Below are 19936 nucleotides of genomic sequence, written 5' to 3'. Positions count from 1 at the left end.
CAGGGCCGAACTCCGCCATCTGGATACCCCCCGGAGTATCTGATCAGCAAAAACACGCCACCACACACAAGGAGCAGGACATGCTGCTGGAACGCGTCTACGATCACGACCTCGCCCAGGCGGGCTACTTCATCGGCTGCCAGGCCAGGGGAGAGGCCATCGTGGTCGACGCCCGCCGGGACATCGGCGACTACCTCGACCTGGCCCGCCGAAACGGCATGCGGATCGTGGCCGTGACCGAGACCCACATCCACGCCGACTACCTCTCCGGTACTCGTGAACTCGCCGCGGCGACCGGCGCCGCGGTCTACCTCTCCGGCGAGGGCGGTCAGGACTGGCAGTACGGCTTCGACGCCGAACGGCTCCTGGACGGTGACACCATCACGATCGGCAATCTCACCGTCCGGGCCCGCCACACCCCGGGCCACACCCCCGAACACCTGTCGTTCCTGGTGACCGACGGAGCCTTCAGCCAGGACCCGGGCTACATGCTCTCCGGCGACTTCGTCTTCGCCGGAGACCTCGGCCGCCCCGACCTGCTCGACGAGGCCGCCGACGGGGTCGACACCCGGTTCGAGGGAGCGCGTCAGCTCTTCACCAGCCTGCGCGAGGTCTTCCTGAACCTGCCCGACCACGTCCAGGTCCTGCCCGGGCACGGCGCGGGCAGCGCCTGCGGCAAGGCGCTCGGCGCGCTCCCGGGCACCACGGTCGGATACGAGCGGCTCAACGCCTGGTGGTCCCCCTACCTGCGCGAGGACGACATGGAGGGTTTCGTCGCGGAACTGCTCGACGGGCAGCCCGACGCCCACGCCTACTTCGCGCGGATGAAGCGTCAGAACAAGGAGGGGCCGCGGGTCCTGGGCCCGCTGGCCGCACTGCCCGAACTCCCCGCCGAGGAGATCGGCCGTTCCCTGGACGAGGACTCGATCGTCCTCGTCGACACCCGGTCGCACGCCGAGGTGCACCGGGGCACCGTGGCCCGGGCGCTCAACATCCCCGGGCCGGACAAGGCCGCGACCTTCGGCGCCTGGGCCCACGACCCCGAGACCGAGACCCGGCCCCTGGTCCTGCTCACCCCCGACGGGGAGACCGCACAGCAGGTACGCGACCACCTGCTGCGGGTCGGCATCGACCGCGTGGTCGGCTACACCACCGCGGTGGAGGACCTGCCGACGGTCGTGCCGCCGCTCGTCAGCCCGGAGGAACTCGACGGTTTCGGCGCCGCGCTCGTCCTGGACGTACGCAACAGGGGCGAACACGCCGAGGGCCACATCCCCGGCTCCCGCCAGCTCAGCGCGGGCCGGCTGCTGTGGCACCTCGACGAGCTTCCGACCGGCGGCACCATCGTGAGCTACTGCCAGACCGGTGTCCGCAACTCCGTGGCCGCCGCCGCCCTGCGCCGCGCGGGATACGACGTCGTCGAACTCGACCGCGGTTACCCGGACTGGGCGGCCTGGAAGCAGGACCGGGGCACCGCGGCCGAGGCCGCCACCGGTTGAACGGAGGGACGGGGGCGGAGCCCGCCCGTGCGCGTCCGTCGCGTTCGGGGCGCGGGCTCCGCCCCCGGTCCCAGGGCGGGACCGAAGGCCCCGCCGCGAACCACAGCCTCGGCCGACCGCGTTTGCGGTCCCCGGTCACGGAAGAAGAGTCAACATGGAGTTCCAGATCGTCCTCGCCCTGTGTCTCGCCGTGGTGGTGGGGCTCGCGCTCGGACTGCTCGGGGGCGGCGGTTCCATCCTGATGGTCCCGCTGCTCACCTACGTCGCCGGTATGGACCCCAGGGAGGCCATAGCCGCGTCCCTGTTCGTCGTGGGCGCCACCTCGCTGGTCAGCGTCTTCGCGCACGCACGCGCCGGAAACGTCCGGTGGCGCACCGGACTGGTCTTCGGTGCGGCCGGCATGGCGGGGGCGTTCCTCGGCGGACTGGCGGGTGGCCGCATCCCCGGCACCCTGCTGATGATCGCCTTCGCGCTGATGATGGTGGCCACCTCTGTGACCATGATCCGCGGAAGGAAGAAGGTGCCCGCCGAGGGGGCGGAGGGCGGGGTGCTTCCCCTGCGCCGCATCGTCCTCGACGGTCTGGCGGTCGGCGCGGTCACCGGCCTGGTCGGAGCCGGCGGTGGTTTCCTCGTCGTGCCCGCCCTGATGCTGCTCGGCGGACTGGCCATGCCGGCCGCCGTGGGTACCTCCCTGCTGGTGATCGCGATGAAGTCCTTCGCCGGACTCACCGGGTACCTGACGACCGTGAGCCTGGACTGGGCGCTGGTCGGCGCGGTCACCGCTCTCGCGGTCGCGGGGTCGCTCGTCGGTGCGCTCCTGACCTCGCGCCTGCCCGAAGCCGCCCTGCGCAAGGGTTTCGGGGTCTTCGTCCTGGTCATGGGCGTTCTCGTGCTGGCCCAGGAGCTTCCCGCGCCCTACGGCCTGGTTCCGGCGGTCGTGGCGGCGGTGGTGGCGGCCCTGGTCCTGGTGTGCCGCCTGATCGGCGAGCACTGTCCGCTGGTGCCGTTTTTGCGGCCGCAGACGTGACCCCCGCGTTCTCGGAGAAGGGAAGGAAATCTATCTTCCAGGATAGATTGTGCTGCTGGTGGAGGGGATCGGAAGTGAGAATGGTGAGAGGTTTCCGGATAGACCACGGAAGGATTTGATAAGAGTCTTTCCAGTTCGGAGGATCGGCTGGGCGAACCTTCGGGCAGTACCAGTGGAGGGGGCGCTTCGGTGCCCCCTCCGTGCGGCTTTTCCGGTACGTGGTCCCAGGTGGGGGAGAGGTCTTGACCGGTTAATCGGATGCTGCCTAGCCTGCTTGTCAACAGGTCGTGGAAAGCACGGAGAAATTCTGGATTTCTGCAGACGACGCCCCTCGCGAACATTGGGAAATGTTCGAACCCCATGGGCGCGAAACAGACCGTCCTGGGTCGGAGAACGGCTCGGGTCCCCCCGCTACGACCCCGGTGTGCCTCCGGGAGTTCGTGACCCAAAGAAGGACGAAAACCCATGAAGAAGTACAGGTTCCGCTCCGCCGCCGCGGTGGCCGCCGCCACCGCGCTGGTCTTCTCCCTCATGCCGGCCGGAACGGCGAGCGCGCACGGTTACATCTCCAACCCCGCCAGCCGGCAGGCCCAGTGCGCCGCCGGTGTCGTCCAGTGCGGCCAGATCCAGTGGGAGCCGCAGAGCGTCGAGGGCCCCAAGGGGTTGATGAGCTGTTCGGGCGGCAACGCGCGCTTCTCCGAACTGGACGACGACAACTACGGCTGGCAGGTCGCCAACATCGGTACCAACGCCACCTTCAACTGGATCATCACCGCCAACCACTCCACGGCCACGTGGGAGTACTTCATCAACGGCCAACTCGTGGACAGTTTCAACGACCACGGTGCCCAGCCTCCGTCCAGCTTCAGCCACAACGTCGACCTGTCCGGCTACAGCGGCAGGCAGACCGTCCTGGCCCGGTGGAACGTGGCCGACACGGGCAACGCCTTCTACGCCTGCGTGGACGTCAACATCAGGTGACGACGGCTCACCGGACCCGAGAGCGCCCCGGTTCGCATCCCCCGAGCCGGGGCGCGGTCGGGGGCAGGCGAGAACCCCGGGCACCGCTATCCCCGGGACACTTCGGGCAGCCTGTGGCCGGCCACCACGCCGATCAGGCCCAGGACGGCGAGGAAGACCAGGGCCCACACCACGCCGAGCAGTGCCAGCAGCGAACTGAGGCCGCCGACCACGAGCAGGATGAGCCCCATCGCCGAATTCGACACCGCCACGTAGGTGGTGCGCCGGTCGCCTTCCGCCATGTCGACGACGTAGGTCTTACGTCCCACCCGGATGCCGGTGTGCGTCAGCGTCAGCAGGAAGTAGCAGCTGATGAACAGCGCTGACCCCCACACCGTCGTGCCGCTGAAACCGGGCAGGGAGACGACCAGCACCAGGACGAGGACGACCGCCGAGGCGGTCGCGGCCCCGAACGTCATCAGTTTCCGGCTCGACCTGTCGGCGAGCCGACCGGCCAGGCGCCCGCCCAACAGCGCGGCGACCCCCGAGGCGATGACGTACCCGCCCAGGCCGGACAGACCGCTGGTCCCCGACCGGGTGGCCAGGGTGACCACGAACGGCGGGCTCAACGCCGACACCAGCAGGAAACCGCGCACGGCGACGAAATGCCGAAAGGAGCGGTCCTCGCGCAGCAACCGGTAGGTCCGGACGAGCCAGTCGTGCCACCGCACGGGCGGCCCGTCATCGGAGCTGCGGCTCTGCCCGGCCGAGGCCTCGTCGTCGGCCGGTTCCCGAACCCGGGCGTAGACCCAGGCCACGCCCACCCACAGGGCCGCGCCGCCGGCCAGCAACCAGGCGAGCGGCCCGGCGTCCAGTTCCTCACCACCGAACACACGGATGCCCAGCCCCAGGGTGACGGCCACCAGCCCCGCCGCGGCGGTGGCCAACCCGTTGATCTGGCCGCGCTCTCCACTGGGCACGGTGCGGCCCTGGACGTCCTTCGCGGAGACCGAACACAGGCACCGGCCCAGGGAGAACGCCGCCAGGGCGACCAGGATGACCGCACCGGCGGGGAGCCCCCGGCCCAACGCCGCGGTCGCGGCCATCACCGCCACCGACGAGGCCTGGATGAGGGAACCGGTGACGAACACCCACTTGCGGTGCCGGGCCCGCAGGATCAGCGGAGTCAGGAACGCCTGCGGCAGCATCGAACCGGACTCGCGGATGGGGACCAGCGCACCGACCAGCGCCGCGGGCACCCCCAGGGCGTGGAAGAGCCACGGCAGAACGGTCGAGGCGTTGACCACCTGGTCCCCGGAGGACTGCAGGGCGTTGGCCCAGACCAGGCGTAGACCGTTGCCCGGGACGTCACCGCGCACCCGCTCGGGCAGTTCCTCTTCCGACTCCCGGTCGCGCCTGAGCAGAGCGGAGTAGATTCTCTCGGTCGGTTTCATGCCTTCACGCTAGAGGGACGGTGCTCCCGTGCGCCGGATACGCCACCCCGCCGCACGGTCCGCGCTCCACCGGTGTCCTCACCGAGGTGCCGGGCCGGGCTTCACCCCCGTTTTCCGGCCCCGTGCCGGATACTGGTGCCATGGCGATCATCTACCGGGCCACTCTCACCCCGAGCAAACCGACTCTGATCAGTACCTGGCTGGACGGCCGGCCGTGGGCGGGCCCGGGGCCCGACGAGGTACTCGGCACGTACAGGTTCGACGACCCGGAGGGGGAGGTCGGAGTGGAGGTGTTCCTGCTCCGGCGCGGGGAACGGCTCCTCCACCTGCCGCTCACCTACCGGGCCGCGCCCCTGCCCGAGCACGGGGACCATCTCGTCGGAACCATGGAGCACTCCGTCCTCGGCACCCGCTGGGTCTACGACGGGACCGGTGACGAGGTGGCGCTCGCCTGCTTCCGGCGGGCCCTGCGTGGCGAGCAGGAACAGGCGGAACTGGAGGTCTGGGAGGAGGGCCGCATCCTGGCGCGCCGGCCGCAGCAGGTCCTGGTCTCCCGGGAGGCCGGTGGTGACGGCGCCGAGGCATCGGAAGAGGGGCGGTTGCTGCTTCCGCGGGTACTGGACGAGGAACCCGAGGGGGAGCGGCGGCTGATCGCCCGGTGGGGCGACCAGCACAGGGCGGTCGCGGCGCTGGCCCTTCCCGGCGCCGGAGGGGTTCGGTAGGGGCCGGCCGGTCAGTCGAAGTCCCAGCCGCCGTCCTCATCGGCCCCGACGTCCGCCCCGTCACCGGTTCCCGTGCCCTCGTGCAGACCGCCCAGGCTCATTACGGTCCACAGGCAGAGCAGGGTGGGGGCGGCGATCACCAGGAGACCCGTGACCATGGTTCCGCCCTGGCCCTCGGTGCCGAGGGGGTGGGAGACCAGCGCCCCGGCGAGGAGGACGGACAAGCCGAGAAGTGCCGCCAGGACGGGGCGCTTGTACTTGAAGGCGACCAGGGCCCACAGCACGGACGCGGCGGCCACGATCCCTGCCAGGAGTACGCTCAGGGACGCTGTGTTCACACGTTCCTCCTGGTCCGTTGCGCCGGGTTGGGCACTCTTCCGAGGACAGCACCCGCACCTGTCCGCCCGGCGAACCCGGGGTGACCGACGGATGGACGAACGGCGTCCCCGTGTCCGGGGGCGGTCGACAGCACGGTGCCCTGTCGGTGGTGTGTGGTTACCTTCGTCCCATGGGTGTTGAGATCGAGCGGTTCCTGCGGTTGACGGACGCGCTGCCGGAGTGCGAGCAACAGGAATCGGAGCGGTACACGACGTTCCGGGTGCGGGGCAGGCCCTTCGGATACCTGTGGCCGAGGACCGCCACCGTGGGTTTGAAGCAGACCCTGTTGGAGCAGACGGCGCTCGTGGCGGAGCGGCCCGAGGTGTTCGAGGTGCAGTTCACGGCGGGCGGGTTCGGGTGGGTGGTCGTCCATCTGGACGGGATCGACCTGGACGAACTCAGTGAGCTCACCCTGGAGGCCTGGTACCTGACCGCACCCGAGGAACTGCTCGCCGCACCGCCCACCCCGGTCTCACTGGTCCGGGCCTGAACCGGGCCAGGGGCGGGGCCGCAGCGCTGCCGTGATCACTTCGCGAAAGGCGGGTGGCGGGTGCGGCGCGGGCGTTCTCCGCCCCGCACCCGCTGAATGCCCTGGCCGCGTCGCGGTCAGGCGGCGGCGCACCGCACGTCGGGCACGCCGTTGTTGCCCTCATGTGTTCCGGTGAGGCCGAACCCGGTGCTTTCACCGGCGCCGAGGGAACCGTTCCAGCCCAGGTCGGTCGCGCTCACCTGTGCCCCGCTGCTGCTGATGTCGGCGTTCCAGCCCTGGCTGACCCGTTGGCCGTCGGCGTAGGTCCACGTCACGGTCCATCCGGTGAGGTCGGAGCCGGCGGTGACCGTCACCTCCGCCTGGAAGCCGCTCTCCCAGTCACCGGCCAGCCGGTACTCGGCCGTGCAGTCCTCGCCCGGGTCGGTGGGGTCCCCACCGGGGTCGGTGGGCTCCTCGCCCGGATCGGTGGGCTCGTCCGGAGGCTGGGGCGCGTCCACCGCCATGTCGTAGGCGGCCTGTGGCACGAACTGTCCGGCGGGTGCGATGCAGCCGTCGGCCTCGCCCGGGAGTTTGGTCCAGATGAAGGCGTCGATCAGCGGGTTGCCGGTGTCCGTGGTGCTGGGCCGACCGATCATCCGCCCGGGCGGGTCGCACCACTCGTCGTCGGGAGCGGGTCCGTTGCCGTTGCGGCTGGTGTCGACCACGGCCCCGAGCCCGGCCACACCGGTGGCGGAGATGACGGCCTCCGCGAAGGCCACCTCGTCCCCGGTCCAGTTGTAGTTGGAGGTGTTGGTGGCCACCCCGTGGGCGCTGTTCGCGATGTCGGCGCCGTTGAGCAGGTCGGCGGCCGCCTGGGGTGCCAGCCAGGAGGAATGCCCGATGTCGAAGTAGACCCGGGCCGCGGAGGAGCCCGCGATGAGCGCCTTGCCCGCGTGGGCCATCGACTCCAGGAGTTCGGAGGGGTCACTGCAGCCGCTCACCAGGGGGAGGGCGTCGGGTTCCAGGACGATGGTGGCGGGACGGTCCTCCAGGCCCGCGGCGACCTCGTCCACCCAGGCGCGGTAGGCGTCGTGGTCGGGCGCCCCGCCGTCGCTGTGGTTGCCGCAGTCGCGCCCGGGGATGTTGTAGACCACCAGGATGGGGACCTGCCCCTGGGCCTCGGCGGCGCTGACCACCGCGTCCACGTCACCGCGGACCTCGTCGGGGTTGTACTGGGTGAACCAGGTGGCCTGCGCGACCGAGGCGATACGGTCGCCGATGACCTCGGCGCGCGGGTCGTCCGGGTTCTCCTGGACCCAGACGGCCGCTGACGTGTTGGGGTTGACGTAGAACTCGGACTCCTGGGCGGCGGCCGGCGACAGGCTGAGCAGCGCCGTGCCGGTGGCCAGGGCCGTGACGGAGCCGAGGGCGGCTCCGATGGCTGTGCGTGTGCGGGACATAGCCTTCCTTCGGTGGATTGCCTCCGTTATGAACCCCCGTGTCCCGGTACCTTGCGGTGACGGGTATCCCCGAACAGGCTGGGAGCGCTCCCAGCCAGGGTCAGGCTACCGGGAGCAGCCCTCCTGCCCCAGGGGGTAACGGCTATTTTTCGCACTGATTTCCTGGAGTGGGAGGGAAGAGGGACCATCCCGGCGCGCTGCCCCGGGTGGCGGACCCGCCTGCCCGTCCCGTTCTCCGCCTCGTGCGGAGAACGGGACGGGCAAGCGCCGAGGGGACGCCGCTGTCAGGGCTCAGGTGCTCGCGGCCGCACCGGTGGCTGCCGGGGTGCGGAAGTACTGGTGGGGCTGGAAGACGCAGATGTTGGTCTCGCTCTGCACGTTGGCGTCGGTGGCCTCGACGAAGTAGGCGTAGCGGGTCTCGGCCGCCAGGTCGGCCCGTACCCGCACCGAGGAGCGGTTGAGCCCCGCGTCGGACCGGCCCCGCATCCTCTGCACGAAGATGTTGTCCCACCAGGTCAGGTTCTGGGTGTCGAACTCCCGGGCGGAGCCGCCGGTGGACAGCCGGTGGATGTAGTAGGCGTCCGGGCCGCCCAGCTGGTCCAGGGTCGTCCAGGAGCACTCCAACTCGCCGTCCACGGGCACGGTCTCCAGCTCCCGGTGGCCGGAGGGGGCGAAGGAGGCCAGGACCTCCTCCCGTCGTGCGGTGTAGTGCTCGACCAGGCGGCGGGAGGCCGCGATGTCCTGGTGCCGGGAACGGTTCCGGACCGAGCCGTCGGTCCCCACCACCTCGATGCTGTACACACCACCGGGCAGGAACCCCTCCGGCAGGTTGACCATGTACCAGTAGTAGTCGAGGGTGCGGTCGTAGATGTGGCCGTTGGTGTTCGCCGGTGTGAACGGCTGGTTGGCGAACTCCACCCGGTACCCGTCCGGGCCGCGGGCGGTGATGGAGCGCACCAGTTCGGGTGTGGGGACCCCCGGGGTGGGGTGGAAGGAGACCAGGAACTTGTGCTGTTCCCTGGGCAGCGGCGTCCCGTCGAAGTCCCAGTAGACGTCGCAGGCCATGATGTCGTGGATGCGTAGCGGGCTGTCTTCCAACGCGGTTCTCCCTCTCCGGGGGCGTTCTGGGGGCCGGGCGCCGCCCAGTCTGGGCCGGGGAGGGTGTCGCGCGCATCGGTGGAACAACCGCGATCCCGTCGGTTTCCCGCGAGGGCATCAGTGATGCCACCCGTTGGCGCCGAACCCCTGTTGACACTCGTGTCGGCGGAACGGATATTCGCTTTCCGGCGTGCCGGAGGAAACCGGTGCGCACCTCCACCCGCAGGAGAACGCAATGGGAACAGCGAAGCTTGCCCGAAGATGCCTGGCCGTGCTCGCAGGTTCGCTCATGGCCGGAGCCCTGCTCTGGGCACCCTCGGGTGCGGCGGTGGCCGCCGCACCCGAGACCGCCGGCGGCACCGGCCCCTACGAGGCCGGATACGTCACCGAATGGCGGCTGCGCGAGCACACCGTCTACCGCCCCCTGGAGCTGCCCGACAACGAACCGCTGCCGGTGGTGGCCTGGGGCAACGGCGCCTGCCGTGCCGACGGGACGTGGTTCGAGAACATCCTCACCGAGTTCGCCTCGCACGGTTTCCTGGTCATCGCCAACGGTAGGCCCGGCGGTTCCGGCAGCACCGACGCCGAGATGCTCACCGAGGCCGTCGACTGGGCGGAATCCGCGAACACCCGCCTGTTCAGCGAGTACCGCGGCAAGATCGACACCGACCGGATCGCCGTCATGGGCCAGTCGTGCGGCGGCCTGGAGACCTATGAGGTCGCCGACGACCCCCGGGTCACCACCACGGTGATCTGGAACAGCGGTATGTTCAGCGACCGCGACCCCGACCGGCTCTCCCACCTGCACGCCCCCGTCGCCTACTTCACCGGCGGCCCCGACGACATCGCCTACGGCAACGCACTCAACGACTGGCGGGACCTGCCGGACGGGCTGCCCGCCTTCATGGGCCACCTCGACGTCGGCCACTACGGAACCTTCGCCGAGCCCAACGGCGGCGAGTACGGGCGGGTCGGGACCGCCTGGCTCGAGTGGCACCTCAAGGACGACGCGGAGGCCGCGGAGCAGTTCGTCGGGCAGGACTGTGGGCTGTGCGTCGACCCCGAGTGGGACGTCGACCAGAAGAACCTGTGACCGCGTCCCCTCCCGGCGCTGACTGACCCGGCGGTGCCCGGGGACGTGTCCCCGGGCCCTTCGCGGTGGACCCGGTCGCCGGAGGCGACCAGATCCACGTTCGGCGGTTCCCCGGCTCATGGGCGGTGCGGGGAGGCCGATCTCGGGAGCGCCGGGGCACTCCACGCCCTGTTCAGGCGTAGGGATCCGCCGCCGGGAACCGTGCCTCGTCACACCCGACCCTGAGTTTGCCGACCGTGTAACCGCCGTTGATCGCGTGGAACAGGTGGAACCGGCAGTTCGAGTAGCCGGGCACGTTGGGGGCTCCGCAGCACCGTTCGGGGCCTGCAGTCCCGTAGGTCAGACAGGCATCGCACTCCCCGGGCCCGAGCTCCTCCCTGGGGACACGCCGGCACTCCGAACGGTCCGGTTCCGGGCCCTGGACGAACTCCTCGATTTCCTGGGGGGACATTCCGCTCCTTCGGGGGTGGGGCCGCGACAGGGGATCCGGTGGGCCGCCTGTGCGGGAAAGGGTTTTCTGTCGTTTCCACCCTAGGAAAACACCGTCACGGAAGTGGCCTGTTCGCCTGGTCCCGAGGTGTTTTTCGCGGCGTGGACTCCGTTGGTTTCTGCGGGATGTCGGACTATTCGGGTTTACGGAGTTCGGTGATGCAGTCGCGGTACTTGTCGACGGTGTACTGGTCCTCGGGACCCCAGGAGGTGCGCCGGCCGACCACGGTCAGGCCCGCGTCCCGGGCCCAGGCGGCGAAGGCCCCGGGGGAGACGTCGGAGCGGTTGCCGTCGTCGCGCCAACGGCGCTGGCTCAGCCAGCGCTGCGCGATCCTGCCGGGGCGCCCGGCCCTGCGGGTCAGCGGGGACATCCTCAGGGTCCAGTCGGGTTTGCCGGCGTGGTGGACGACCGCGCTCGCGCCGGGTGCCATGACGCGGGAGACCTCGCCGAGGTAACCCGTGATGACGTCGGGGTCCAGGTGCACGAAGACGTCGAAGGACCAGACGAAGTCGACCGAGGAGTCCGGTACCGGGTCCATCGAGAAGCCGGGGGTGTGGTGGACGTTGAGTTCCGGGCGGTCGGCGAAGCGCTCGCGGCAGCGGTCCAGGCAGCTCTCGTTGACGTCGACGATCCACACCTTGGGGGAGTGCGCCAGCAGGTGCTCGGTCCAGCGCCCGTGCCCGGGCCCGATCTCCAGGGCCGTGCCCCGGCCGGCCCCCGGCACCAGCAGGGTGTCGATGAGGCTGCCCTTCCACGCCTCGTAGGGTTGGCGGCAGTAGGCGGCCATGAAGGCCCACTCGTCTCCGCTCCGTTCCCAGGAGTGGGTTTTGCCCCAGGTTTTTCGGTTCCATTCTACGGTGGGCATTTTCTCTTCTTCTTCCTTTTTCTGGGTTCGGTGAATTCTTCGCGTCGTGCCGGATGATCGCCTCGGATCATATCCCGGCTCCGGTCGGGTGTTCTTCGCTGTTCGGGTCTGCAGGTGCTTTCTGTTTTTCCGTGGCTTTTGTCGGAGGGCCGGTCCCCGCTCCGCGGTAGTGCGAGACCGGTACCGGGGCGGGGTCGGGGACGGGTGCGTCCCTGCTTTTCCGGCCCCGAGCCCGGCGGAGGGCTTGCGCGGCCGGTGCGCAGGGCATGACGTTCGGGTGGGAGAACTGGTACTCGTCAGGCACGGACAGACCGAATGGAGCAGGCAGCGCCGGCACACCGGGCGCACCGACCTGCCGCTGACCGAAGAGGGGGAACGTCAGGCGCGGGCACTGCGCCCGCTGCTGGCGCAGCGGGGGTTCGAACTGGTGCTCACCAGCCCGCTGGGCAGGGCGGCGCGCACCGCGCAGCTCGCCGGGCTCACCGACACCGTGGCCCATGCCGACCTCGCCGAGTGGGACTACGGGGCCTACGAGGGGGTCACCACCGCCGAGATCCACCGGGACCGGCCGGGTTGGAACCTGTGGACCGACGGGGTGCCACCGGGGCCGCCGGACCATCCGGGAGAGAACCCCGAGCAGGTGGGGGCGCGGGCCGACCGGGTCCTCGCCGACGCGGCGTCGGCGCTCGAACGCGGCGACGTGGCGCTGGTGGCCCACAGCCACATCCTGCGCGCGCTCACGGCCCGGAGGTTGGGGCTGCCTCCTTCGGGCGGGGCCCTGTTCCGCCTCGACACCGGCTCCGTCAGCACCCTGGGTACGGAACACGGCCGCTCCGTCATCACCTCGTGGAACCGTCCCGGAGCCTAGCCCGGCAAGCGTGCCCGCCGCGGCGGTGGGACGGGCGGAAACGGAAGGAAAGCCGAAAAGCCGGTGATCCCGGGTTTCGGCTCCGTTGGGGGACTGGGTACTGACCCTGTGGATGGACATCGCAATCCGGCACGGAAACGCCCTCCCGATCCCTCGTCCACGCCCCGCACCCGATGACGGGCCACCGCCCCGGTGGTTCCCGCCGCCCGAACCACGACGTCCGATCCGCTAGGGGCGTCGTGGTCGCAGGGCCGAGCCCGATCCCCTCGTCGGGCGCGGCCCTGTGCGGGCAGCGGGCCGCAGGGGGCGGGCCGAAGGGGTGGCGAACAGCCGCCAGAATGGGGGGATGTCCAAGCGCAGCTTCCGCACCCGGCCGGCCCACTCCGCTGACCTGCCCTGCCCCTGCGGCAGGCCCACGGTGTACGGGCGGTGCTGCGGCCGGTTGCACGAGGGCTCGGCGAAGGCGGCCACCGCGGAGGACCTGATGCGTTCGCGCTACAGCGCCTTCGCGGTCGGCGACGAGGGGTACCTGCTGCGCTCATGGCACCCCGACACCCGGCCGTCCGGTGTGGACCTGGACCCCCGGACCGAGTGGGTGCGGCTGGAGATTCTCGGCACCGGTGCGGGAACCCCCTTCCACAACGAGGGCACGGTCGAGTTCCGGGCGGTCTTCCGGGAGGCAGGCCGGGAGGGTGAACTCCGCGAACACAGCCGTTTCCTGCGTCACGGGGGTGCCTGGACCTACCTCGACGCGCTGGACGGCTAGCGGCCTGACCGTAGGCGTTCCCGGCGGGCACCGGGGTCTTTGCTCCGGGACCCCGGCCCGGGTCTGTGAATCTACGTCGTAAAGACGCTGATTCCGGGAAACTGAAAAACAGCCGACCGAAGCGACCGTCGGAACGCCGCCGGCCCCCTACCCCGGGGGCCCCGCCCGGCGGGGCCGGACACCGGGTGCGGCCCCCGGGCCCCGGCTCGGACCGCCGTGCGGATCAGTGGTCCTCGCGTATCCGCTCGGCCAGCGCGCGGGCCTTGCCGGAAGTGGCGGGGTCGGGGTGGTGCCGTCCCAGGGCCTCCAGCACGGGCAGCGCGTCGGGGTGGGCGCGCAGACGGAGCAGGTCGGGGGAGTCGAGGACGATCTGCTCGACGTCGGGGGTGCCCTCGGAGGAGAGGAAGTCGGGCAGGCCCGCGTTGTCGGGGGTCATCGCCGCGGCGATCATGTCGAGGACCACCCAGGGGCCGTACTCGCCCAGCATCCGGTCGAGGCCGCGCTGGGTGAGCATCCCGGAGGAGAGAAGGACGACCGCCGCCATGCTGGCGACGGCGGGGTGCGGTGAGCGCAGCAGGGAGCGGAGTTCGGGTTCGAGTTCGGAGCTGGTCGTGTTGAGGACCTGGGTGCCCACCCAGCGGCGCAGGGCCAGGCCCTGGCCGGAGACGACCGCGGCGATCTGACGCAGCGCCCGGTGGGGGCCGCGTCGGTCCAGCCAGGGGCCGGCCTCGGCGAGCCGGTCCTCGAAGGGCAGGACGGACAGCGCGTCCAGGAACCGGGCGGCCCCGGCCTCGGCGAGGGTGTCCACGAGGGGTGCGTGGATGCCCACCTCCAACAGGAGGCGGCGGACCCCGTAGCGGCCCAGCGCGGTGAGTTCGACGGTGCAGTGGCCGTGGCCGTCCTGTTCGGGGGTGTCGGCGGGGCGGTGGTCCAGGGCGACGGCGCCGGTGTCGGAGAGCTGCCACAGCACGTGCAGCAGGGGTGAGGTCGTCCGGGGGGCCGACGGCGTGGGGGAGTCCAGCGCCTCCCTGGCCAGGGTGTCCAGGTCGGGCCGGGAACCGTCGGGGGCCTCGTAGAGGTGGCGCAGGACCCCGGGGAGCAGTTCGGGGCCGGTGGTCCCGGGGGTGGGCCGGTCGGGGCGGACCAGGTCGCCCCGGGCGTTCTCGATGGTGTGCTCGAACTCCCGGAACCACCAGGACAGCACCCGGTGGGGGTCGCGTGTCTGCTGTTCCAGGTCGTGGGCGGGCCGGGCGTGCGAGGCGTTGATCTCGACCAGGCCCAGGCGCAGGGCCGCGGACCAGGGTACGACGAAGTGGGCGACGTCGGCCGCGGAGTGGAGTCCGCCGAGCCAGGTGGTGCGTTCGGCGGGCCGCCCGGGCAGGTCGTGCGGCCAGAGCGAGAATCTGGTGATCGCGGTGCGGGCGTCGTCGATGCCGGGCACCCCGTGGTGGGTGACCGGGATGGCCGGGGCACTCCACCGGGCCAGGCTGAGGGCGTCGCACAGCAGTGGGGAGTCCAGGGCCATGCGGGCGAGGACGTCGGTGGGCAGCAGGGACACGGGCCTGGCGGCGAGCGGCGGGTGCTCCGGGTCCGACGGGTTGTGAGAGGGCACGTCCGCTCCCGGTTTCTCTTCTGGGGGTATGCGTTCTCTTCGGAGGATGTTGGTCCACACCTCTTCTACCGCTCCGGGGCGGGGCCGCGGGGCGGTTTCGCACAGATCGGTACGAACCCGGGAGCCCGGGGACCCGGTCCGCGTACACGGCCGCGGCCCGCCGCCGTCTTCGGGCCGGGCGGCCCCGGGCCGGGGCCGGGGGTGTTCGGGGCGGTGGGCATGATGATCCTCACCGTGGTTCCCGGCGCCGGGGACGTGTGGATTCGGGCGGGGCGGGTAGCCGCTGCCGGAGTCGCGCGGGGCCCGGTCGAGTGTGAACGCTTCAACCGTCGTACTTTCCGGTTCCGTCGGGGCCTGCGCTGGTGGGAGGGGTGTGTCGGAGCTGTGGGTGCCGCAGGCCGACCGGTGTTTCGCCGGGGCCGGGGCCGGGGTCGGAGGGGTCGTCACCGTGTGTAGGATTCCCCAGGCGTTCGCGTAAGTTGAGCCGCTTCCCCGTGCGCGATCTACCTCCCAGCCACAGCCCCTGCCCGGTCGGGCGCCCCGCCGCGGGCCCCGTGTGCCCGCAGGGGCACACCCATGCCCCTGCACGCCTGCGGGACCGTATTGAGAGGTAGATATATGTCCCCTGACACCGTTGGTCTCGCGCTCCTCCTGCTGGGGGTGCTGTTGCTGATCTCGAAGTTCGTCCGGGTCAGGTGGAAGCTGACGCAGCGGCTGTATCTGCCGAGCTCGATCATCGGCGGCGGTATCGCGCTGCTGCTCGGCCCGGACGTCCTCGGTTGGGCCACGGGCCTGCTGGCCGACCGGGGCGTCGCGGTCGGCTTCGCGGAACGTGCGGCCGAGGGCGGGCTCTTCGGGGCCGACATCATGTCGGTGTGGTCGGCTCTGCCGGGCCTGCTCATCTCGGTGGTCTTCGCCAGCCTCTTCCTGGGCAAACGGATGCCCAGGCTGCGTGAGGCGGTCGACCTGGCCGGGCCCAACCTGTCCTTCGGGATCACCGTCGCCAGCGGTCAGTACGTCATCGGTCTGCTGTTGGCGCTGCTGGTCCTGGGACCGTTCTTCGACGTCCCGGTCATCTCGGGTGCGCTCATCGAGATCGGTTTCCTCGGCGGCCACGGCACCGCCGCGGGGCTGGGCAGCACCTTCGACCAGGTCGGTTGGGCCCAGGGCCAGGACGTGGCCCTGGGGATGGCCACCGTCGGGCTGCTCTCCGGCGTGATCATCGGCATCATCCTGATCAACTGGGGTGTGCGCCGGGGCAGGACCAACGTGATCAGCGCGGACAGCAGGGGTACCGAAGGGGAGCAGGCCGGTCTGGTCGAGCGGGAGAACCGCACCGCCGGGTCGCTGCTGACGGTCCACCCCTCGTCGATGGACCCGTTGACCCTGCACTTCGGCCTGGTCGCCCTCGCGGTGCTCATCGGCCAGCTGCTCCTGTCGGCCCTGCAGTGGGTCGAGCAGCTGGTGTGGGCCGACTCCATCGAGGTCATGGCCTTCGTGCCGCTGTTCCCGCTGGCGATGATCGGCGGCATCATCGTGCAGCTGTTCATCGACCGGTTCGACCGCAACGACATCGTCGACGCGCGGTCGGTGGAGCGGATCCAGGGGATGTCCCTGGACGTGCTCGTCATCGCCGCCATGGCGACGCTGTCCCTGCAGGCCATCGCCGACAACATCGTCGCGTTCGCGGTCCTGTCCGTGGCGGGTGTGCTGTGGTGTCTGTGCGCCTTCCTCTTCCTGGCGCCGCGGATCATGCCGGACTACTGGTTCGAGCGGGGTATCGGCGAGTTCGGCCAGTCCCTGGGCGTCACCGCCACCGGCATGGTTCTGATGCGGGTGGCCGACCCCGAGGCCAGGACGCCGGCCTACCCGGCGTTCGGGTACAAGCAGCTCGTCTTCGAGCCGTTCTTCGGTGGTGGTCTGGTCACCGCTGCGGCGATCCCGCTGATCGTCAGTCCGATGGTCGGACCGTGGGGTTTCCTGGCGATCATGGTCGCGACGATGGCGGCCGCGCTGTTCTTCGGTCTCGTCGTGCTCCGGCGCAGGCGTCGTAGGCACGGGGCGGGTCGGGAGCGGGACCTGGTCTCCTGATCCCGGCGGTGTCCGCTGTCCGGTCCGGGGCCGGGGAGGTCGTCCGTGGGGCGGTCTCCCCGGCCCCGCTGACGTCGGTGGGGCTGCGGTTCCGGGGTGTTGCGCCAGGTGTGCTGGGCGGGACTCAGGCGGGGGGCGGTGCGTGGATTTCGGCCGCGCGGGCCCTGGCCGCGATCGACGGGTCGGGGTGGTGGCGTCCCAGGAGGCGCAGGACCTCGCGGGTTTCGGGGTGTTCGGGGTTCCACAGGCGTGGGACGTCGTTGAGCAGGAACCGGTCGATGCCCTCGGCCGCCTCGGAGCCCAGGAAGGACTTCAGTCCGGTCTCGCCCAGGCAGGTGGCCGCTGCGAACATGTCGATGGCGGTCCAGTGGCCGTAGGCGGAGGTCAGTCCGTCCTGTTCGGGGGCCGTGAGCATCCTTGAGGCCAGGAGGACCACCGAGGTCAGGCTGACCACGGTGGGGTCCCTGTTGCGGAGCAGGGCGCGGAGTTCCGGTTCGATTCGGGAGCTGATGGAGCCCAGCGCCATGGTGGCGTTCCAACGGCGCAGGGCCAGCCCGGGGCCGGACGAGGCCGAGACGATTTCCCGCAGGGCGTGGTCGGGCGGGCGCGCGTCCAGCCAGGCGGTGAGTGCGACGAGTTGGCCGTCGGGGGAGAAGTCGGCCAGGGCGTCGAGGAACTCGTCGGCGCCGAGCCGGATGAACTCCTCGGTCAGGGGTGCGGGTTGTTCCTCGGCGAGGAGTAGTTGGCGGATACCGAAGCGGCCGAGGTCGGTGAGCTGTACCCAGGCCGGTTCCGGTCGGTGGCCGTGTGTTCCGGGGGTGTGCCGGCCCAGGGTGAGTGCTCCGGCGTCGTTGAGCTGCCACAGGGCGCGGGTCAGCAGGGCGGTGCTCCAGGGCGGGTGGCGGGTGGGCAGGTAGTGGGTTTGCCGGGCGGGCAGGATTTCCTGGGTGAGCAGTCGCAGGGGGACGCGGGCTCCGTCCGGGGATTCGTAGAGGCGGCCCAGGGCGGTGTGGGGGTCGAGTCCGGCGGTGCCGCGCAGGGCGCGTTCGGCGCACTGGCGGAAGGCGAGGGTCCACCAGTGCAGGACGCGTCCGGTGGAGCCGAGCCACCGTTCGAGTTCGGGGGCGGGGCGGGCCTGTCCGGTCTCGCATTCGATCATGCCCAGGTGTTGGGCGGTGTGCCAGGGGATGAGGAAGTCCTCGGCTTGGGCGGGTGAGGTGATCTTCGCTGTCCAGGCGGAGCGGCGTTCGGGGTCGCGGCACAGGGTTCGGGGCCACAGGTCGAACTCGTTGATCGCGGTGAGGGTGTCGTGCAGGTCCGGCAGGCCGTCCGCGTCCACGGGGGTGACGGGGCCGCACCAGCGGGAGAGGCCGACGGTGGCGCGCATCAGCGGGGAGTCCAGTGCCCTGCGGGCGAGTTCCTCGGTGGGCAGCAGGGAGACCGGGCGGGCCGAGAACCGGCGGGGGGAGGGCGCTTGCGGGTGGTGGGATGACATGGGTGCCCCCGGGTTGTCCTCGCGCTGCGTTTCCTCCTCTCCTTCTACAGCGAGTGTGTGGGGCTGTGGTGCCATTTCGTGGACATCGTGGGAAGAAGGCCGCCGAAAGGGGTTTTCAGGCCTTGGACAAAAGGGGCATTCAGTAGGAAAAGCCGTATCCTGGTTCCGTTAACGGTCTGTCCGTGCCTCCGAATCCTGGAATCCCGATAGTGGGCAGGGGAGCCTCGGCCCGGACCCCGTTCCGGCGCGGCCGTGCCCGGGTCAGCGAAGGTGGGAGGCGCCGTTCAGGTCCAGGACGGCGCCCGAGGTCCAGGTGGCCTCGGGAGAGGCGAGGTAGCGCACCGCGGAGGCGACCTCCTCCGGTGCCGCGACCCGCCCGAAGGGGCTCTGGGCGCGGACCCGGTCGGTCAGTCGGGCGGACACGCGCTCGGTCTCCACGAAGCCCGGGGCCACCGAGGCCACCGTGATGCCGTGCGGGGCCAGGGCCACCGCCAGGGACTGGCCGAGCGAGTGCAGGGCGGCCTTGCCGGCCCCGTAGGCGGGGTGGTCGGGTTCGCCCTTGAAGGCGCCGCGTGAACCGACGTTGACGATGCGGCCCCCGTGGCCGCGGTCGATCATGTGCCGTGCCACCAGGTAGGAGACGTTCGCCGCCCCGAACACGTTGACCTCCACCGTCTCCCGCCAGGCCGCCTGCCACTCCTCGTAGGAGGTGTCGGCGACCGGGTGCGGGAGGTTGACGGCGGCGTTGTTCACCAGCACGTCCACGCTGCCCAGGCCCTCGACCGCCCGCTCGACCAGTGTGGCCGCGGCCTCGGGGTCGCGCAGGTCGGCCCCGGCCAGGAGGTGGCCCTGTCCGGGCAGGGCCGCCAGGGTGGCCTCCGCCTGCGCGCGGCGGGTGCCGTAGTGCACGGCGACGCGGTCCCCCGTCTCGGCGAAGGCGGCCGCCACGGCCCGGCCGACCCCTCGGGCGGCACCGGTGACCAGGACGTTGCGACTCATGGGGACCTCTCGACGGGTGCGGTGGCGCCTGTGAGGTTACCGGTCCGCGGCGGACGGCAGAAACCTGTGGAGGCGCCGCCCCGCGGCCTGGTTGAATGCGCCCATGTTGATTCGGACAGCGCTGCCCTCCGAGCGGCGGGCCATCGGTGAGCTCCGGGTCCTGGCCTACGGGGCCCGGGGTCTGCTGGACGCGAGCCCCTCCTACGCCGACACCCTCCGGGAGCTGGGCTGGCAGGGGCGGGACGAGGTGCTGGTGGCCCTGGTGGACGGGCGTGTGGCCGGCACGGTCGTGTTCGTGCCCTGGGGGCCGCACAGCGAGACCGCCCGGGGGCCGGAGGAGGCGGAGGTACGCGCCTTCGCGGTCGATCCGTCGGTGCAGCGGCGCGGGGTCGGTGCGGCTCTGGTGGGTGCGGTGGTGGACCGCGCCGGGCAGGAGGGGGTCTCCCGTCTGGTGTTGAGCACCCAGACGGTGATGCGGGGCGCGCAGCGCCTGTACGAGGCGCACGGGTTCGTCCGTCTGCCCGAACGTGACTGGTGTCCTGTTCCGGGTGTCGACCTGCTGGCCTACGGGCTCGTTCTCAAGGACTGAC

The 19936-nt window shown here is 71.0% G+C and carries 19 protein-coding genes; 10 read left to right on the top strand and 9 right to left on the bottom strand.

The genetic code is table 11. The annotated features are described in order from the left end of the window. The first annotated feature begins 80 nt into the window (after positions 1 to 80). The 3 genes from ACUKCB_RS09600 to ACUKCB_RS09590 all read left to right on the top strand — a co-directional run bounded on the left by ACUKCB_RS09600 (position 81) and on the right by ACUKCB_RS09590 (position 3507). The gene (locus tag ACUKCB_RS09600) at positions 81 to 1499 is read left to right on the top strand and encodes an MBL fold metallo-hydrolase (RefSeq protein ID WP_473040173.1); all 1419 of its coding nucleotides are present in this window, start codon (positions 81 to 83) and stop codon (positions 1497 to 1499) included. Between the two features lie 154 nt (positions 1500 to 1653). After that, complete coding sequence (locus ACUKCB_RS09595; RefSeq protein WP_473040172.1) at positions 1654 to 2526, top strand: sulfite exporter TauE/SafE family protein; 873 nt, start codon at positions 1654 to 1656, stop codon at positions 2524 to 2526. 465 nt (positions 2527 to 2991) lie between these two features. Further along, positions 2992 to 3507: a lytic polysaccharide monooxygenase auxiliary activity family 9 protein gene (locus ACUKCB_RS09590; protein WP_473040171.1), complete on the top strand. Its 516-nt coding sequence runs from the start codon at positions 2992 to 2994 to the stop codon at positions 3505 to 3507. Between the two features lie 86 nt (positions 3508 to 3593). Here ACUKCB_RS09590 and ACUKCB_RS09585 read toward each other — a convergent pair whose 3' ends face one another. Beyond that, entirely contained in the window at positions 3594 to 4940 is a 1347-nt protein-coding gene (locus tag ACUKCB_RS09585; RefSeq protein WP_473040170.1) for an MFS transporter, read from the bottom strand. 140 nt (positions 4941 to 5080) lie between these two features. Between ACUKCB_RS09585 and ACUKCB_RS09580 the strand changes: the two genes are divergently transcribed. Next, positions 5081 to 5662 carry a maltokinase N-terminal cap-like domain-containing protein gene (locus ACUKCB_RS09580; RefSeq protein ID WP_473040169.1) on the top strand — a complete coding sequence of 194 codons (582 nt, stop codon included), beginning with the start codon at positions 5081 to 5083 and terminating at the stop codon, positions 5660 to 5662. A gap of 11 nt (positions 5663 to 5673) precedes the next feature. Here the strand turns inward: ACUKCB_RS09580 and ACUKCB_RS09575 are convergent, their stop codons facing one another. Then, a complete protein-coding gene (locus tag ACUKCB_RS09575; protein WP_473040168.1) occupies positions 5674 to 6000 on the bottom strand; it encodes a hypothetical protein in 327 nt (108 codons plus the stop codon). A gap of 170 nt (positions 6001 to 6170) precedes the next feature. Between ACUKCB_RS09575 and ACUKCB_RS09570 the strand changes: the two genes are divergently transcribed. Further along, a complete protein-coding gene (locus ACUKCB_RS09570) occupies positions 6171 to 6530 on the top strand; it encodes an MmcQ/YjbR family DNA-binding protein (RefSeq protein ID WP_473040167.1) in 360 nt (119 codons plus the stop codon). A 116-nt stretch (positions 6531 to 6646) separates the two neighbouring features. Here ACUKCB_RS09570 and ACUKCB_RS09565 read toward each other — a convergent pair whose 3' ends face one another. Beyond that, a complete protein-coding gene (locus ACUKCB_RS09565) occupies positions 6647 to 7969 on the bottom strand; it encodes a glycoside hydrolase family 6 protein (RefSeq protein WP_473040166.1) in 1323 nt (440 codons plus the stop codon). Positions 7970 to 8260: 291 nt separating this feature from the next. Further along, entirely contained in the window at positions 8261 to 9067 is an 807-nt protein-coding gene (locus ACUKCB_RS09560) for a hypothetical protein (RefSeq protein WP_473040165.1), read from the bottom strand. A 235-nt stretch (positions 9068 to 9302) separates the two neighbouring features. Between ACUKCB_RS09560 and ACUKCB_RS09555 the strand changes: the two genes are divergently transcribed. Next, positions 9303 to 10160 (top strand): poly(ethylene terephthalate) hydrolase family protein, encoded by an 858-nt coding sequence (locus ACUKCB_RS09555; protein ID WP_473040164.1) that lies wholly within the window; start codon positions 9303 to 9305, stop codon positions 10158 to 10160. Positions 10161 to 10332: 172 nt separating this feature from the next. Here the strand turns inward: ACUKCB_RS09555 and ACUKCB_RS09550 are convergent, their stop codons facing one another. Both ACUKCB_RS09550 and ACUKCB_RS09545 read right to left on the bottom strand, forming a co-directional pair. Continuing rightward, the gene (locus ACUKCB_RS09550) at positions 10333 to 10611 is read right to left on the bottom strand and encodes a hypothetical protein (RefSeq protein ID WP_473040163.1); all 279 of its coding nucleotides are present in this window, start codon (positions 10609 to 10611) and stop codon (positions 10333 to 10335) included. A gap of 172 nt (positions 10612 to 10783) precedes the next feature. Next, a complete protein-coding gene (locus ACUKCB_RS09545; protein ID WP_473040162.1) occupies positions 10784 to 11515 on the bottom strand; it encodes a class I SAM-dependent methyltransferase in 732 nt (243 codons plus the stop codon). Positions 11516 to 11792: 277 nt separating this feature from the next. Between ACUKCB_RS09545 and ACUKCB_RS09540 the strand changes: the two genes are divergently transcribed. Together ACUKCB_RS09540 and ACUKCB_RS09535 are read left to right on the top strand one after the other, a co-directional pair. Further along, positions 11793 to 12383 carry a histidine phosphatase family protein gene (locus tag ACUKCB_RS09540; RefSeq protein ID WP_473040161.1) on the top strand — a complete coding sequence of 197 codons (591 nt, stop codon included), beginning with the start codon at positions 11793 to 11795 and terminating at the stop codon, positions 12381 to 12383. A 346-nt stretch (positions 12384 to 12729) separates the two neighbouring features. After that, on the top strand, positions 12730 to 13149 hold the full coding sequence (locus ACUKCB_RS09535) for a YchJ family protein (RefSeq protein ID WP_473040160.1): 420 nt from the start codon (positions 12730 to 12732) through the stop codon (positions 13147 to 13149). Between the two features lie 223 nt (positions 13150 to 13372). Here the strand turns inward: ACUKCB_RS09535 and ACUKCB_RS09530 are convergent, their stop codons facing one another. Beyond that, positions 13373 to 14761: a hypothetical protein gene (locus tag ACUKCB_RS09530; protein ID WP_473040159.1), complete on the bottom strand. Its 1389-nt coding sequence runs from the start codon at positions 14759 to 14761 to the stop codon at positions 13373 to 13375. A 618-nt stretch (positions 14762 to 15379) separates the two neighbouring features. On the opposite strand from ACUKCB_RS09530, the gene ACUKCB_RS09525 reads away from it, so the two are divergent. Then, positions 15380 to 16852 (top strand): sodium/glutamate symporter, encoded by a 1473-nt coding sequence (locus tag ACUKCB_RS09525; protein WP_473040158.1) that lies wholly within the window; start codon positions 15380 to 15382, stop codon positions 16850 to 16852. 124 nt (positions 16853 to 16976) lie between these two features. Here ACUKCB_RS09525 and ACUKCB_RS09520 read toward each other — a convergent pair whose 3' ends face one another. Together ACUKCB_RS09520 and ACUKCB_RS09515 are read right to left on the bottom strand one after the other, a co-directional pair. Then, positions 16977 to 18347, bottom strand: a complete 1371-nt coding sequence (locus ACUKCB_RS09520; protein WP_473040157.1) for a hypothetical protein — start codon at positions 18345 to 18347, stop codon at positions 16977 to 16979. Between the two features lie 261 nt (positions 18348 to 18608). Further along, positions 18609 to 19346, bottom strand: a complete 738-nt coding sequence (locus ACUKCB_RS09515; RefSeq protein WP_473040156.1) for an SDR family NAD(P)-dependent oxidoreductase — start codon at positions 19344 to 19346, stop codon at positions 18609 to 18611. Positions 19347 to 19449: 103 nt separating this feature from the next. On the opposite strand from ACUKCB_RS09515, the gene ACUKCB_RS09510 reads away from it, so the two are divergent. Continuing rightward, entirely contained in the window at positions 19450 to 19935 is a 486-nt protein-coding gene (locus ACUKCB_RS09510; RefSeq protein WP_473040155.1) for a GNAT family N-acetyltransferase, read from the top strand. The last annotated feature ends 1 nt before the right edge of the window (position 19936 follow it).

Source organism: Nocardiopsis moroccensis (assembly GCF_055763695.1).
The sequence above is the reverse complement of the archived record's forward strand: the minus strand, read 5'-3'. Positions and strand labels throughout refer to the sequence as shown.

Coding starts and splice junctions, on each gene's coding strand:
- ACUKCB_RS09525 (WP_473040158.1), top strand. CDS start 15,380: ATGTCCCCTGACACCGTTGGTCTCGCGCTCCTCCTGCTGGGGGTGCTG.
- ACUKCB_RS09585 (WP_473040170.1), bottom strand. CDS start 4,940: ATGAAACCGACCGAGAGAATCTACTCCGCTCTGCTCAGGCGCGACCGG.
- ACUKCB_RS09565 (WP_473040166.1), bottom strand. CDS start 7,969: ATGTCCCGCACACGCACAGCCATCGGAGCCGCCCTCGGCTCCGTCACG.
- ACUKCB_RS09580 (WP_473040169.1), top strand. CDS start 5,081: ATGGCGATCATCTACCGGGCCACTCTCACCCCGAGCAAACCGACTCTG.
- ACUKCB_RS09510 (WP_473040155.1), top strand. CDS start 19,450: ATGTTGATTCGGACAGCGCTGCCCTCCGAGCGGCGGGCCATCGGTGAG.
- ACUKCB_RS09515 (WP_473040156.1), bottom strand. CDS start 19,346: ATGAGTCGCAACGTCCTGGTCACCGGTGCCGCCCGAGGGGTCGGCCGG.
- ACUKCB_RS09600 (WP_473040173.1), top strand. CDS start 81: ATGCTGCTGGAACGCGTCTACGATCACGACCTCGCCCAGGCGGGCTAC.
- ACUKCB_RS09555 (WP_473040164.1), top strand. CDS start 9,303: ATGGGAACAGCGAAGCTTGCCCGAAGATGCCTGGCCGTGCTCGCAGGT.
- ACUKCB_RS09595 (WP_473040172.1), top strand. CDS start 1,654: ATGGAGTTCCAGATCGTCCTCGCCCTGTGTCTCGCCGTGGTGGTGGGG.
- ACUKCB_RS09520 (WP_473040157.1), bottom strand. CDS start 18,347: ATGTCATCCCACCACCCGCAAGCGCCCTCCCCCCGCCGGTTCTCGGCC.
- ACUKCB_RS09535 (WP_473040160.1), top strand. CDS start 12,730: ATGTCCAAGCGCAGCTTCCGCACCCGGCCGGCCCACTCCGCTGACCTG.
- ACUKCB_RS09550 (WP_473040163.1), bottom strand. CDS start 10,611: ATGTCCCCCCAGGAAATCGAGGAGTTCGTCCAGGGCCCGGAACCGGAC.
- ACUKCB_RS09570 (WP_473040167.1), top strand. CDS start 6,171: ATGGGTGTTGAGATCGAGCGGTTCCTGCGGTTGACGGACGCGCTGCCG.
- ACUKCB_RS09590 (WP_473040171.1), top strand. CDS start 2,992: ATGAAGAAGTACAGGTTCCGCTCCGCCGCCGCGGTGGCCGCCGCCACC.
- ACUKCB_RS09545 (WP_473040162.1), bottom strand. CDS start 11,515: ATGCCCACCGTAGAATGGAACCGAAAAACCTGGGGCAAAACCCACTCC.